Source organism: Sneathiella chungangensis, from assembly GCF_009882935.1.
Classification (GTDB): domain Bacteria; phylum Pseudomonadota; class Alphaproteobacteria; order Sneathiellales; family Sneathiellaceae; genus Sneathiella; species Sneathiella chungangensis.
The window spans coordinates 442,640-455,464 of record NZ_WTVA01000004.1; the positions used below are offsets into that span (position 1 = coordinate 442,640).

Annotated in this window: 16 protein-coding genes; 9 read left to right on the plus strand and 7 right to left on the minus strand. The window is 57.5% G+C overall.

What is annotated here, in order from left to right; genetic code table 11:
* The first annotated feature begins 20 nt into the window (after positions 1-20).
* Both GQF03_RS11360 and GQF03_RS11365 read left to right on the plus strand, forming a co-directional pair.
* Complete coding sequence (locus tag GQF03_RS11360) at positions 21-164, plus strand: hypothetical protein (RefSeq protein ID WP_161339385.1); 144 nt, start codon at positions 21-23, stop codon at positions 162-164.
* A 96-nt stretch (positions 165-260) separates the two neighbouring features.
* Positions 261-1,052: an enoyl-CoA hydratase-related protein gene (locus GQF03_RS11365; protein WP_161339386.1), complete on the plus strand. Its 792-nt coding sequence runs from the start codon at positions 261-263 to the stop codon at positions 1,050-1,052.
* A gap of 24 nt (positions 1,053-1,076) precedes the next feature.
* Here GQF03_RS11365 and GQF03_RS11370 read toward each other — a convergent pair whose 3' ends face one another.
* Positions 1,077-1,487, minus strand: coding sequence for a lipocalin-like domain-containing protein (locus GQF03_RS11370; protein ID WP_161339387.1), 411 nt, complete (start codon positions 1,485-1,487; stop codon positions 1,077-1,079).
* Between the two features lie 97 nt (positions 1,488-1,584).
* On the opposite strand from GQF03_RS11370, the gene GQF03_RS11375 reads away from it, so the two are divergent.
* From GQF03_RS11375 to GQF03_RS11385, 3 genes are read left to right on the plus strand one after another with little or no spacing between them, the layout of a single operon-like run.
* On the plus strand, positions 1,585-1,992 hold the full coding sequence (locus GQF03_RS11375; RefSeq protein ID WP_161339388.1) for a VOC family protein: 408 nt from the start codon (positions 1,585-1,587) through the stop codon (positions 1,990-1,992).
* Positions 1,993-1,994: 2 nt separating this feature from the next.
* Positions 1,995-2,471: a hypothetical protein gene (locus tag GQF03_RS11380; protein ID WP_161339389.1), complete on the plus strand. Its 477-nt coding sequence runs from the start codon at positions 1,995-1,997 to the stop codon at positions 2,469-2,471.
* A 21-nt stretch (positions 2,472-2,492) separates the two neighbouring features.
* Positions 2,493-3,122 (plus strand): DUF2238 domain-containing protein, encoded by a 630-nt coding sequence (locus tag GQF03_RS11385; RefSeq protein WP_161339390.1) that lies wholly within the window; start codon positions 2,493-2,495, stop codon positions 3,120-3,122.
* Here the strand turns inward: GQF03_RS11385 and GQF03_RS11390 are convergent.
* Genes GQF03_RS11390 through GQF03_RS11405 form a run of 4 tightly spaced genes read right to left on the minus strand, consistent with a single transcriptional unit; the run spans position 3,088 to position 5,474 of the window.
* On the minus strand, positions 3,088-3,576 hold the full coding sequence (locus GQF03_RS11390; RefSeq protein ID WP_206376122.1) for a GNAT family N-acetyltransferase: 489 nt from the start codon (positions 3,574-3,576) through the stop codon (positions 3,088-3,090). The genes GQF03_RS11385 and GQF03_RS11390 overlap by 35 nt on opposite strands.
* Complete coding sequence (locus GQF03_RS11395) at positions 3,573-4,208, minus strand: LysE family translocator (RefSeq protein ID WP_161339391.1); 636 nt, start codon at positions 4,206-4,208, stop codon at positions 3,573-3,575. The genes GQF03_RS11390 and GQF03_RS11395 overlap by 4 nt, the downstream gene beginning before the upstream one ends.
* Positions 4,209-4,211: 3 nt before the next feature.
* Entirely contained in the window at positions 4,212-4,592 is a 381-nt protein-coding gene (locus GQF03_RS11400) for a nuclear transport factor 2 family protein (protein WP_161339392.1), read from the minus strand.
* Between the two features lie 27 nt (positions 4,593-4,619).
* Positions 4,620-5,474 (minus strand): alpha/beta hydrolase, encoded by an 855-nt coding sequence (locus GQF03_RS11405; RefSeq protein WP_161339393.1) that lies wholly within the window; start codon positions 5,472-5,474, stop codon positions 4,620-4,622.
* A gap of 160 nt (positions 5,475-5,634) precedes the next feature.
* Here GQF03_RS11405 and GQF03_RS11410 point away from each other — a divergent pair, with 160 nt between their 5' ends.
* Both GQF03_RS11410 and GQF03_RS11415 read left to right on the plus strand, forming a co-directional pair.
* Positions 5,635-6,666 carry a TAXI family TRAP transporter solute-binding subunit gene (locus GQF03_RS11410; protein ID WP_161339394.1) on the plus strand — a complete coding sequence of 344 codons (1,032 nt, stop codon included), beginning with the start codon at positions 5,635-5,637 and terminating at the stop codon, positions 6,664-6,666.
* Between the two features lie 20 nt (positions 6,667-6,686).
* Positions 6,687-8,501 carry a sensor histidine kinase gene (locus GQF03_RS11415; RefSeq protein ID WP_161339395.1) on the plus strand — a complete coding sequence of 605 codons (1,815 nt, stop codon included), beginning with the start codon at positions 6,687-6,689 and terminating at the stop codon, positions 8,499-8,501.
* Position 8,502: 1 nt separating this feature from the next.
* Here the strand turns inward: GQF03_RS11415 and GQF03_RS11420 are convergent, their stop codons facing one another.
* Entirely contained in the window at positions 8,503-9,135 is a 633-nt protein-coding gene (locus GQF03_RS11420) for a LysE family translocator (protein ID WP_161339396.1), read from the minus strand.
* 114 nt (positions 9,136-9,249) lie between these two features.
* Here GQF03_RS11420 and GQF03_RS11425 point away from each other — a divergent pair, with 114 nt between their 5' ends.
* Complete coding sequence (locus GQF03_RS11425; protein ID WP_161339397.1) at positions 9,250-10,635, plus strand: aminotransferase class I/II-fold pyridoxal phosphate-dependent enzyme; 1,386 nt, start codon at positions 9,250-9,252, stop codon at positions 10,633-10,635.
* Positions 10,636-10,641: 6 nt separating this feature from the next.
* Here GQF03_RS11425 and GQF03_RS11430 read toward each other — a convergent pair whose 3' ends face one another.
* Positions 10,642-11,034, minus strand: coding sequence for a YbaN family protein (locus GQF03_RS11430; protein WP_161339398.1), 393 nt, complete (start codon positions 11,032-11,034; stop codon positions 10,642-10,644).
* A 461-nt stretch (positions 11,035-11,495) separates the two neighbouring features.
* Here GQF03_RS11430 and GQF03_RS11435 point away from each other — a divergent pair, with 461 nt between their 5' ends.
* A complete protein-coding gene (locus tag GQF03_RS11435; protein ID WP_161339399.1) occupies positions 11,496-12,746 on the plus strand; it encodes a branched-chain amino acid ABC transporter substrate-binding protein in 1,251 nt (416 codons plus the stop codon).
* The last annotated feature ends 79 nt before the right edge of the window (positions 12,747-12,825 follow it).

The window sequence follows — 12,825 nt, forward strand, 5'->3', positions numbered from 1 at the left end:
TCCCTTTTCAGGTCTATGAGGTGAGCCCGGAAAAGACTTATCAACAGAATAACGGCGAATATTGCCGGGAATACACAGCTCAGTCAGACATTAACGGGACGAAGCAGACGACCTATGGGATTGCCTGCCGCCAGGTCGACGGCAGCTGGAAAATCAAGAGCTGATCGACGGCCGCTTTTTTCTGATGGGCTTCTCTTCCGCCCTTGCTATGATGGCGGGAGAAAAAGAACAAGCCACAGATGTCAGGGAAGAGGGCCTTCATGAGCTATGAATTCATCTCCGTCAGGGCGGAGACGCATATTACCCGGATCACGTTCGAACGGCCCGAGGTGATGAACGCCATCCACAAACCGATGCATGACGAGATGCAAACGGCGCTCGATGCCTTCGCGGACGATCCCGATCAGTATATCTGCGTTCTGACGGGCCGCGGTGGGCGCGCCTTCTGCGCGGGCAGCGATCTGAAGGCCATTGCCGCAAGCAAGGATCCGAAGGCGCGGGAATATCCCAAGAACGGCTATGCCGGACTGATCGAGCGGTTCGATCTCGACAAACCGGTCATCGCGGCGGTGGATGGCGTCGCGCTTGGCGGCGGGTTCGAGATTGCGCTCGCCTGCGACATCATCATCGCCACGGAAAACTCCCGCTTTGGCCTGCCCGAACCGCTGGTCGGCGCGGTGGCCCTGGGCGGCGGGCTGCATCGGCTCGCCCGACAGATCGGCCTGAAAAAGGCAATGGGGATGATATTAAGCTCCGAAAGCGTCGATGCGAACAAGGGGGAGGAGCTTGGCTTCGTCAACGAGGTTGTCGCTCCCTATGCGCTGGAGGAGGCGATCGAGCGTTGGTGCGAGATTATCCTGCGCGGCAGCCCGCATGCGATCCGTGCCTCCAAGGCGACGGTGATGCGGAGCCTCGACGAACCGTCGCTCGCAGAGGCCATCAAAAACCAGAAAGATTACCCGGCCTTCAAGGCCTGGTACGCCTCCGACGACCGGATCGAGGGCCCGCGCGCCTTCGCCGAGAAACGCAAGCCCGACTGGAAGGGCAAATAACGAAGACGCGTAACGGGGCTTGACTCAGGCGCCGATCCGCTCCCACAGGAGATGATGTTCATAGGTATTGCCCGACGACGTAGTTTCCGGCTTGGTTTTGAGGAGGACGTCTTTCCCCTGTAGAACCACCTTGCGGATCAGGGGCCCGCCGATCCAGTAGGGGACCGTCGCGATATCGACATCGTGAATGACTTCATCGCCCTCAACGCGGAAATCGCCGCCATAGGCGAGGCAGATATCCGGGCTCGCGGCCTTGTCGCGCGGCTGATCGGCGAAATCGGTGCGCATCAGAAAGCCGCTCATTCGGCCTTCAGAACTGTAAATAATCTGGCCCTTGGCATCTTCGCCCATCGGGTAGCCAATCGGCTCTCCGTTCTTGAGGCTTGTCCAGCTTTTCAGGCGCCAGGTGCCGATCAGGTCGTCGCGGGTAATCATTGGAAATCTCCTGTTTTTGTTATTATGTATGCAGGGTAACAGCTTGGCGGACGTGGCAAAAGCTGTAATATCACGTCTTATCAAACGGGAGTGCGACATGTTCAAAATCAAGCATATCGATCACCTGGTCCTCCGCGTGACGGACCTTCAAAAAATGATGGATTTCTATATCAAGGCACTTGGCTGCACATTGGAGAAAACGCAGGAGGAAATCGGCCTCTATCAGCTGCGCGCCGGCGGCTCGCTGATCGATCTGGTGACCATCGACGGCACGCTCGGTCGGATGGGCGGCGCGGCGCCGGGGAAAGAGGGGCGCAATCTCGATCATTTCTGCCTGTCGCTTGAGACGTTCGATGAAGGCGAAATCCGTGCGCATCTCAAATCCCACGGTATCGATCCTGGCGAGGTCAAGAGCCGCTATGGCGCGGACGGGCAGGGGCCATCCTTCTATCTCTCCGATCCGGAAGGGAATGTCGTGGAACTGAAAGGCCCGCCCGAAAGATGAGCATGAAAGGATTTTGGGCGGCATTGTTGGCAATAATTGCGGTTGCAGGATCGACCCCGGCGCTGGCCTCTGCAGCGCAGGACGGAAACAACGAAGCCGCCCTCCGCCAGGTTATCGAGGCGGCAGAGGCGGATTGCCAAGGCTATCAGGATGGCAAGCTGATCCTGACCAGAAAGGCCTGGCCAACGGTTGATCTTACCGGGGATGGCCGCCCCGAGATGATCGTTAACGCGGGGGAGTTTCGATGCAGCACCGCGGCGACGCTCTGGTGCGGGACTGGCGGCTGCCCCATCACCGTGATCGTTGATGGCGAGGCGCATATGCTCTTTGGCCGGGGGTGGAAAGTGGTGGACTGGTCCAACCTGCGCGTTCTGCTGCTGGAGGTGCATGGCAGCGAGTGCGGCGGCACGAACCTGCGCAAATGCGTCCGCGCCGTCGTCTGGAGCGAGGGCGCGTTTCGAAGCGTCGATCATAAATAGCGGTCTTCGAGGGGGAAGATTATGCGCATACTCTGGCTTGGCATCTATTTTGCCGTCCTGATCTGGTCGGCGATTGAACCCAAGGGATATTTCATCTGGATACTGGAGGTCGGTCCGGCCTTGATCGGCCTTGTCATCCTGGTGCTGACCTATAAGAAATTCCCTTTAACGCCGCTTCTTTACACCCTTATTCTCATCCACTGCATTATCCTGATGGTGGGCGGGCATTACACCTATGCCGAGGTGCCGCTGTTCGATACCATCAAGCCCTGGTTCGGGTTCGAGCGGAACAATTACGACCGCGTCGGCCATCTCGCGCAAGGCTTCGTGCCCGCGATTATCGCCCGCGAAATCCTGATCCGGCTGGAGGTTATAAGGGGGGCGAACTGGCGGAATTTTATCATCGTCTCCATCTGCCTCGCCTTCAGCGCCTTCTACGAGCTGATCGAATGGGCCGTCGCCCTCATGACCGGCGAAGACGCCGACGCCTTCCTCGCCACCCAAGGCGATATCTGGGACACCCAGAGCGATATGGCGCTCGCGCTCCTCGGCGCGATATGCGCGCTGCTGCTGCTCTCGCGCGTGCATGACCGGCAACTGGCGCGCGTGGGGGGCGTTATCCCAGTTCTCCAAAAGCCTCCGCATAGATAACCGGCGCGGGTGCCGTTTTTGCCTCCCCCAGTTCCATTGCCATAAAATACGGTCCGGCGTAGGCGCAGTCGAACCGCGTGGCGGTCTCTGTGGTGAAGCCGAAGCGGGTGTAGTAGGCGGGATCGCCGAGGACGAAGATCAGCGCGTCGCCGTCATCGCGCGCGCGGGCGATGGCCGCCCGGATCAGCGCGCCGCCGATGCCCTCTCCCTGCCGGTCCGGCGCGACGGAGACGGGCGCAAGGGCGAGGGATTGCGCCGGGGACTTCAGCCGCGAGAGCGCGATATGGCCGACGATCTCCCCCTTTTCCTCCGTCACCAGCGAGTGCGTGAGATCACCGCCCGCCCGGAGCGCGTCGACAAGGTCGGCCTCGTCCGGCCGGCCGAAGGCGGCAGTGATGATTTCGCGGATTTTCGCCGCATCCATTGGCCGTTCCGCGCGGAGGATGGCGCTCACGGGCTCAGCGGGTTCCGCGCATCCAGCAGCAGCTTGCCGCCGATGGCGATGAAGCAGGCGCCGGCGGCGCGCTCGATGATATGGCTGGCCCGGGCGAAGCGGTTCATGACCGGGCGGCTCGACATGAACAGGCTGACGATCGAATACCAGACAAGCGCGCTCATAAAAACAAGCGCTATCATCAGGACGAGAAGCCAGACGGGTGTCTCCGCGGTGACGGCGGTGGCGAAGACACTTGAGAATAGGACGACCGCCTTCGGGTTGGTGAGCGTCACCGTGAAGCCGAAGAGGAAGGCGTTCCTTGCAGGCTTTGCCGCCTCCGGATGGCCGAGGGCGACCTGTCCTTTTTTGGCGAAGAGGAGCCGGAGCCCGAGATAGATCAGGTAACTCGCGCCCGCGACGCGCACCGCCCAGGCGAGCCATTCATACTGGGTGAGAATGGCGGAGAGGCCGAGCAGGCTGAGGCTCGCATACATAAGGAGGCCGAGCGAGACGCCGAGCGTCGTCAGCAGGCCGCTTCGCGCGCCGCCGGTCATCGAGGAGCGGACGACGCCAATGAAATCCGGACCCGGCAGGATCAGCGCCGGGATGAAAATACCGAAAACCGACAGGAGGATAAAGGCCGCGTCCATTGCTCACCCCCGCCGGTAGGTAGTTTTGGTCACCAGCTTGCCGCCCGCGAAATACAGGAGATCGAGGCCGGTCATGCTTGCCTCCTTCTCCGCGCCTTCGCCCATATGCATGCGCAAGGTCCAGCTGTCCATCACCTTGCCGGTATCCGCGTCGATAAAGCGGTCCTCGCCCTTGAAATGGATCTTGCCGAGCTTGCCGTTGAGGACGGGCTCGAACGCCGTGCGGATGGCGGCGGGGCCCTTATGTTCCTTGCCATAGGCGTCGCGATACACCGCAGTCTCGGCGAAAAAACTCATGACGCCGTCGAGGTCCTGGCGGTTGAAGGCGGCAACGAACTGATCGGTGAGGGTGGAAAGCTCTTCGCGGGTACCGGATGTTGTCATGGCTGTTTTCCCTAATGCATTGCCAAATTAGATCCCCATCAGCCGTTTGAGGGCGCGGGTCAGCGGATCCCCGGGACGGTGCAGGCGATCGGTGATATCGAAGTGGTTATCCTTGTCCAATTCAAGATAATCGCACGGGAGCCCTTCCGCACGACATTTTTCCGTAAAATCCTTTGACTGGCGATGGAACGACGCACTCTCACCGCCGCCGACGGCGCAGATCACCGGGCAGCGCGCGGTCAGCGGGAGGTTTTGCGGGCTCAGGGCGGCGGCCTCCTGTTCCGTCAGGCGGATATCGGCCTGCAGGTCCGTATGTCGATGCGGCTCGATATCGAAAAGACCGCTGATCGGTGCCGCGCCTTTCAGAAGATCGCGGGGCAGGCCCTCCGCCTGCCAATCCGTTGCCATCATCATGCCTGTCAGATGGCCGCCGGCCGAATGACCAGCGACAAAAATGCGCGCCGGATTGCCATGAAAATTTGCGATATTCGCGTAGGTCCAGTTCAGGCAACGCCGCATTTCGTCGACGATTTCCGCGATCGTCACCGTGGGGCAGAGATCGTAGTTCGGGATAACCACGGTTGCGCCGGCGGCGACGAAGGGTTCGGCAATATCGCTGTAGACGCTTTTATCGAGGGCGCGCCAGTATCCGCCATGGATAAAGATCAGGACAGGCGCATCCGGGTTCGGCGCCGGGAAAATATCAAGGCGCTGCAATTCCGTCGCGCCGTAAGGAATGTCGATATGACAGGTCATCCGGTCACGTGCATCGGCACTCCTGCGGGCCGCCGCGTCGAAATATTCCTCGGCATTGGGCACCGTAAGCCTGGGAAGATATTCGAGATTGAGATGTTTAATTTCCTCGGGTGATTTGCCGTTCATGTCCGTCCGTTTTTCCATGCCCTCATAGTTTGTATAAATTTTTGTTATCGTTTACCGGTCATTAACACGCCGATGCTAGTTTTAGTGAACAGAATGTGCATCTTACCGGGACGCCCGCGCCCGGGGAAGCACTAATGACGGAGTTGGAGAGGACGGCGTTATGCGGCGTAAGGTTTCGATTATCCTGCTGACGGTTTTGGCGGCGCTTGCGGCGGCTATGTCCATACCTTCTGCACAAGCCGATCAAGAGACAACTCTTTTCCGGATTGGAACAGGCGGTATGGGTGGAACATATTATCCCGTCGGCCAGGCGATCGTCCGGTCAATTTCGAACCCGACGGACGCGTCAGTTTGCGCGCCCGATCCCTGCGGCGTACCGCATCTTCTGGCAGTGGCCCAGACATCGAACGGTTCAGTCGCCAATATCGAGGATATTCAAAGCCGGAAAATCGAAAGCGGGTTCTCGCAATCCGACATCGCCTATTGGGCACATACCGGGACCGGCGTCTTCGCCGATCAGGGGGATTTCCATGACATAACCGCCATCGCCAGCCTCTATCGCGAAGACATTCATCTGGTCGCCCGCAAGGGTTCCGGAATTGAGCGGATTACCGATCTTCGCGGCATGCGCGTGTCACTCGATGATCCGGGGTCGGGAACGCTGGTCGATGCGCGGATTATTCTCGATGCCTATGGCATCCAGGAAAGCGATATATTGGCGCAGTATGTCAAGCCATCGGATGCCATAAAGAAAATCCGCGCGGGCGAACTCGATGCATTTTTCATCGTCGCCGGCAGTCCGTCGAAATCGATTTCGGAACTGAGCGCGGAGGGGTTGATCACTCTGGTGCCGATCGATGGCGCGGTGGCGTCGCGGCTGACCTGGGAAAATGCCTTCTTTTCATCGACAACCATACCCGCCGGAAGTTATGATGGCATCGGCACGGTACGCACCCTGAGTGTCGCCGCACTTTGGGTTGTCAGCAAGGCGCAGAGTGAAGAACAGGTATATCAGATCACAAAGACCTTCTGGGAAAATCTCCCCGAAATCCAGTCGCTGGGCCTGCATCCGAAGCTGAAGAATATATCGATGAAGATGGCGTTATCTTCGATGAGTGTTCCGTTGCATCCGGGAGCGCTCAGATATTATCAGGAAATCGGCCAGACGGTCGCCCGTACCAACGAGCAATGAGCGAACCAGAGCTAATTTGAATGTCAGATTCTTTCTTACCCCAACTCGCGAGGAAGCTCCGGATCGCCAATCTACTGAGACGGCAGAACAGCTATATCATTGCGATTCTCGGCCTGACGCTGTTTGTGATCGGTACCGTTCGCTATGTTCAGGTAACGCTTTCCGAAATTGAGGAATCCATTCCGCTCAAGGTGATCGAGGATTCACAGGCGATGTCGGCGATCCTTTTCGACATCAATGAAATCACGCAGGGGATTGCCGTCGCGAAGCTGGCGCGGGGTCCTGAGCGCGCCCGGAAAATAACCTCGGTTCGCCAGAATATCGATGAAGTGAATAACCTTCTGGAAGTCAAGCGTGTCGAATACGGGTTCGACAACCTGATCGGGACGGCCGCGATTTACGGGGTTCTTCGTCCCGCACTATTCGATATTCAGGGGTGGCTTGATGACGGTATCAGCGGTCTGCCGCCGACATCGGACATTGTCTTGAGAACCGCGCTTGAAAGAGCGCGGTCGGCACTCGCCAAGGCGGACGGGCTGCACGCGCATTCCAACAGCGCCGCTATCAGCCTGCTGCGGGTCCAGGCGGAGAAGATTGGCGTCTTCCGCGATGCCGTTCTTCTGGTGCTTCTGGGGCTCGCGGGTCTTGCCGCCGTGTTGATCTATTATATCTACAACCGGCGGGCGTCGGAGATCGCGCTTGAACAGAGCGAGCTCAAGCATCGGCGCATATATGAGAACGCCACGGAAGGCATTTTCCAGGCCTATGCGAACGGCAAACTGATTGACGTCAATCCGGCGATGGCCATTTTCTTGGGTTACAATTCCGCCGAGGAGATGAAAAAATCGGTAACCGCGCTGCAAAAGGATGTGTACATTGATCCGGAAGTCGCCCGTAAACATTACATGCTTCTTTCCAAGAAGCAGCATCTGATCGACGAAGTCTATCAGTGGCGGCGCAAGGACGGCTCCCTGACCTGGGGCGCGATCAACTGCCACGGCGTATTCGATGACAACGGCAAATTCCTCTATCTGGAGGGAACGCTCACCGACATGAACGACCGTGTGCGGGCGGAAGTCAACCTGCGCAAGGCAAAGGAAATGGCTGAACTTGCGAACCGCGCCAAATCTGAATTCCTGGCCAATATGAGCCACGAACTCCGCACCCCGCTAAATGCCATCATCGGTTTTTCGGAACTTCTGACCTCTCAGGCGTTCGGGGAACTCGGGCATCCGAACTACAAGGAATATGCGAGCGATATCCACGGCGCCGGCCGTCACCTTTTGGGCCTGATCAACGACGTTCTGGATGTCGCCAAGATCGAATCCGGTCATCTGCAATTGTCAGAACGCAAGATCGATCTTGCGGTGATCATCCAGTCCTGCTTCCGCATGATATCCGTCCGCGCGCTGGAGGCCGGGGTCAGCCTGGTGTCGGAACTGCCCGACCGGCTGCCGATTTTCCTTGGCGATGAAACCCGCGTAAAACAGATCCTCGTCAATCTCGTCTCCAATGCCGTTAAATTCACCAACAGCGGCGGCAAGGTGACGGTTGCCGTTGAAATCCGCGACGATAACGGCATCAGCCTTCGCGTGACGGATACCGGAATCGGCATCGACAGCGCGGATATTCCGCGGGTTCTCGACCGGTTTGGCCAGGTCCAGACGTCCTATGCCCGCAACAATGAGGGAACGGGCCTCGGCCTGACGCTGGTCCAGATGCTGGCCGAAGTTCACGGCGGCCAATTCACATTGGAAAGTGAAGTCGGCGTCGGCACGGTCTGCACCGTGCATTTCCCGCCCGAACGCACCATGCGGCTTGCCGAAGCCGGCTAAGTCAGGTCGAAATGGAGGCCAGCAGGGGTTTAAGAACATCTGCCTGCAGAAGCGCGAGGCCCACCGCCAGCAGCATCAGAAACGCCAGAGTGACATTGATCGCGCGCTTAAGCTGCGGCGAGGTGACAAGCCTGCGCAGGAGATTCCCGCCGTAACACCAGAGCGAATTGAACGGCAAACTGACAATCAGGAAAATCAGGATGATGATGGCGACCTGCGTCGTGTAGTCGGTTTCCGGCGAAATGAACTGGGAATAGGCGGCGACAATGGTTACCCAGGCTTTCGGGTTGAGCGGATGCAGGATCAATCCGGCGAGATACCCCGGTTGCTCCGCGCTTTCTGACAGGGTCGGGTTGGCCATCGCCACCCGGTAGGCAAGGTACAGGATATAAAGAAGCGACGCGCCGAGGAAGACAAGCTGAAGGACGGGGGAGGTCGTAAACAGCGTGCCCAGCCCCAGCGCCGTCGCCATGCAGACAAGTAGAAAGCCCGAAATGCTTCCGATCAGGAAGGGAAACGACCGGCGATAACCGAAATTCGCGCCGGACGCCATAAGAAGCATGTTAACGGGGCCCGGAGAGCCAACCATCGAGATGGCAAACAGGGTAATCAGGGCCATTTTTCCGTATTCCATGGGCCTATTCCACAACTGCAAGGAAAATAAGACAATTTACATTGTATCAATATTGTTATAAAAATGTAGTCGTCAAATGCTATATTGTCATAGTGACAATTTAACGGGGATGTCGTGAAAAAATTCGAGGAAATCGTCGCGCTGATCATCAGCAAGATAGAGCAGGGAAGCTACCGGCCCGGCGATCGCCTGCCGACCCATCGCGACCTCGCCTATGAATATGGCTGCTCCATCGGGACCGCCAGCCGCGCCTACGCGGAACTGGAGCGGCGCGGCCATTGCTATGGCCGGATCGGGCAGGGAACCTTTGTATATGGCACCGCCGGTGACGAGGCGGCAATCGGGAAGGGCGCAATTTTTCCCAAAGAAAGCTGGAGCGAGGGGGAGAGCGGCCTTACGGATCTGTCGAAGAACAGTTTTTTCCATGCCGAGACCGAGAGCCGCCTCCGGGATGCCGCGCAGCGACTGCTGAGGCGGAACGACCCCGTCGCCTATTTCTCCTATTCGGACAGTCGCGGCCGTCCGCGCGACCGGGACGTGGCAGCGGGCTGGCTGTCCGCTTTGGTGGACCGGGCGGATCCCGAAAATATCATCATCACGCAGGGCGCGCAGTCCGGGCTTTATCTCGCCATGGCGACCTTGGCAAATGCCGGTGAAACGGTGGCGACGGAAGCCTTCGGATATCCCGGCATCCGCGCCGCGGCCTATGAGCTTGATCTCCGTCTTGCGCCCGTCGCCATGGACCGCGATGGCATGATTCCGGCGTCGTTCGCCGAGATATGCCGTCGCGGCAACGTCAAGATGCTGATAACGGTGCCGACCAATCACAATCCGACCGGGGCGACGCAGCCCGAGGCGCGCCGTCGGGAGATTATCGATATCGCGCGTCGCCATGGGGTGACCATCCTCGAAGATAGCGCCTATGCGCCGCTTCACAGCCGGGAAATTCCGTCCTATTACGACCTGGCGCCGGATATCGCCGTGTATCTTACGACCTTCTCGAAGGTGATGAGCCCGGCGCTGCGCGTCGGCTATATGATGGCCCCGGACAATCTTGTCCCGAGGCTGGCGACGAAAATGACGACCATCACTTGGATGACGTCGCCGTTGCTTCTGGATATGGTGAATTTTCTGATCCAGTCAGGGCAGGTGGCGGCGCAGGGGCGGCTCCTTGTGGATATCTGTCACCGGCGCGAAAAGCGCGCGCGGGAAATACTGGCCCCCTGGCTGGAGAGATCTTTGTCGCCCCCGGATTCGCCGCTCGCCCATCTCTGGGTCCGGCTGCCCGCCGGTAAGTCGATGTCGGAATTCGTAGCCTCGGCGCGGCGCGAGAATATTGTCGTTATCGCCGGATCGACATTCGCCATGAACAAATCGGTGGACGTGGGTCATATCCGTCTCTGCCTGATGGGAGAGCCGGAAGAAAAGCGTCTATACAAGGCATTGGGACGGCTTGCGACACTTCTTTCGCAGGAAAATTCTCCGCTGATGGTGACATGAGGACCGTTACGCCGAGTCTTTTTCCTTGCGCCTGCTCGGTCTGGAAAGAATAAATCCCGCGCCGATCAGCATCAGGATAATCATCGCGGCCAGCCCGTACCACGGGGTGCTCGAGAAGCTGATAACGAGGGTCGCACTCACCGTCATAGTGGCAATCGCCATGATTTTGGCGCGCAAGGGAATGACGCCATATTTCGACCATTCCTGCAAGGGCGGCCCGAATGTCCGGTGGTTATAAAGCCAGTAATGAAACCGTTCCGAACTTTGCGAAAAGGCCCAGAGCGCAATTAGCAGAAAGGGCGTCGTCGGCAACACCGGTAGAAACAGGCCGATTGCGCCGAGGATGACGAAAAACCAACCAATCATCAGCAGCATAAATTTTTTGGTTTGATCCGTCATCTGTCGGACTTTCCTTGAAGAATCGATTCCCGCACAGGTGAATCAGGGCCTCTGATCGTAGAATATAACCGAAATCATGAAAGGCCGATTAAAAATAAACAACAAAGCTCGCCGACATGGAATAGTCCGAAATTGGAAAACAGTTAAAGTTATCTACCCAATCAGATTGTGTTCTTAACACCAGATTTCCGCTAATTCGCGTATTTATTTGTTTTTTCGCATATTTCTCTAACGGGCTGGGAAGAGTGGTCATTGCGGGTCTTCTGTCTTCAATATGCGGCACTGAATTCCGGACAATACGGAAAATTTATTTGATCTTGCGGGCGACTTGGTCTTTCATAACTGCCGACAGAAAGCAAATGCCACGCTTAGGGTGTTTGCCGTATTCCCGATCAAAAAATCAAAAACGGGACTACAGCGTCGGCTATACATATAACTCAATTTAGTCTTGGGAGGATAAATTGAAACTCAAATCAACCATACTTATCGGTGCGGCTCTGGCTGCGCTCAGCGCATTCACCGCGCAGGCGGCGGATACGATAAAAATCGCATTTATCGACCCGCTTTCCGGCCCGTTTGCGGCAACTGGCACCAGCGGATATAAACAGGCGCAATATGCGGCTGATGTCCTAGTCAACCAGAAAGGCGGCGTTCTCGGCGGCCAGATGTTCGAGATTGTCGGCTTCGATAACAAGATCAGCCCCAAGGAAAGCCTCGTCCAGTTGAAGCGGGCGATCGGCGAAGGGATCCACTATATTATGCAGGGCAACAGCTCCGGTGTTGCCAACGCGCTGACCGATGCCGTCAAGAAGCATAACGACCGGAATCCGGATAACCTCGTGCTCTTCCTCAACTATTCCGCTGTCGACCCGGCGCTGACCAACGAGAAATGCAACTTCTGGCATTTCCGCTTCGACGCCAATGCCGACATCAAGATGAACGCATTGACTGACGTGATTGCGGCAAATGACCAAATCAAGAAAGTATATATCATTGGTCAGGACTATTCCTTCGGTAAGGCGGTCGCGGCCGCAGCCGTCAAATATCTTGGCGAAAAGCGTTCGGATATTGAGATCGTCGGCAACGAGCTTCACCCGATCGGCAAGGTAAAGGACTTTACGCCTTATGCCACGAAGATCCGCGCATCCGAAGCGGACGCGATTATTACCGGTAACTGGGGCGCCGACATGGTCGGTCTCGCCAAAGCCATCGGTGACGCCGGTATCGATGCGCCGGTCTATACTTACTATGCCGCCAATGACGGTATCACGAAGACGATTGGCGCGGCCGGCAAAGACAAGATCCGTCTTATTCACGAAGGCCGCGTAAATCCGCCGCCTACGGAAGAGTATCTTGCCTATCACCTCGGTTTTAAGGAAAAATATCCGGAAGCCGATATCACGCAGTTCCGTATTGCCAACGCGCTTGCGATGCTGGCGAGAGCGATGAACGAAACCAACAGCACCGATCCGCTCAAGGTGGCCGGCGCGCTGGAAGGCATGGAATACACGACGATCCAGGGTGACAAGGTTGTAATGCGGGCGGAAGACCATCAGTTGATGCAACCGATCAGCATTTCCGTCCATACGGATGAAAATATTGTTCTGGATGCGGACAACTCGGGGTACGGTCTGGTGACCGAGAAAACGATTTCCGCAGAAGATGCGGATATTCCGCCGGTGGGTTGCGCTATGGAGCGTCCGTCCAGCTAGACGGTATCCATCATGAAATACTGGCCGGGCAAATGTCCGGCCAGCTATTTTGCGGCCGGGCACAGATCCGGTAAAAATA

What these genes read in the sequence shown, in the direction of transcription:
- GQF03_RS11365 (WP_161339386.1), top strand. Translation starts at nt 261, where the DNA reads ATGAGCTATGAATTCATCTCCGTCAGGGCGGAGACGCATATTACCCGG.
- GQF03_RS11370 (WP_161339387.1), bottom strand. Translation starts at nt 1,487, where the DNA reads ATGATTACCCGCGACGACCTGATCGGCACCTGGCGCCTGAAAAGCTGG.
- GQF03_RS11375 (WP_161339388.1), top strand. Translation starts at nt 1,585, where the DNA reads ATGTTCAAAATCAAGCATATCGATCACCTGGTCCTCCGCGTGACGGAC.
- GQF03_RS11380 (WP_161339389.1), top strand. Translation starts at nt 1,995, where the DNA reads ATGAAAGGATTTTGGGCGGCATTGTTGGCAATAATTGCGGTTGCAGGA.
- GQF03_RS11385 (WP_161339390.1), top strand. Translation starts at nt 2,493, where the DNA reads ATGCGCATACTCTGGCTTGGCATCTATTTTGCCGTCCTGATCTGGTCG.
- GQF03_RS11395 (WP_161339391.1), bottom strand. Translation starts at nt 4,208, where the DNA reads ATGGACGCGGCCTTTATCCTCCTGTCGGTTTTCGGTATTTTCATCCCG.
- GQF03_RS11400 (WP_161339392.1), bottom strand. Translation starts at nt 4,592, where the DNA reads ATGACAACATCCGGTACCCGCGAAGAGCTTTCCACCCTCACCGATCAG.
- GQF03_RS11405 (WP_161339393.1), bottom strand. Translation starts at nt 5,474, where the DNA reads ATGAACGGCAAATCACCCGAGGAAATTAAACATCTCAATCTCGAATAT.
- GQF03_RS11410 (WP_161339394.1), top strand. Translation starts at nt 5,635, where the DNA reads ATGCGGCGTAAGGTTTCGATTATCCTGCTGACGGTTTTGGCGGCGCTT.
- GQF03_RS11415 (WP_161339395.1), top strand. Translation starts at nt 6,687, where the DNA reads ATGTCAGATTCTTTCTTACCCCAACTCGCGAGGAAGCTCCGGATCGCC.
- GQF03_RS11420 (WP_161339396.1), bottom strand. Translation starts at nt 9,135, where the DNA reads ATGGAATACGGAAAAATGGCCCTGATTACCCTGTTTGCCATCTCGATG.
- GQF03_RS11430 (WP_161339398.1), bottom strand. Translation starts at nt 11,034, where the DNA reads ATGACGGATCAAACCAAAAAATTTATGCTGCTGATGATTGGTTGGTTT.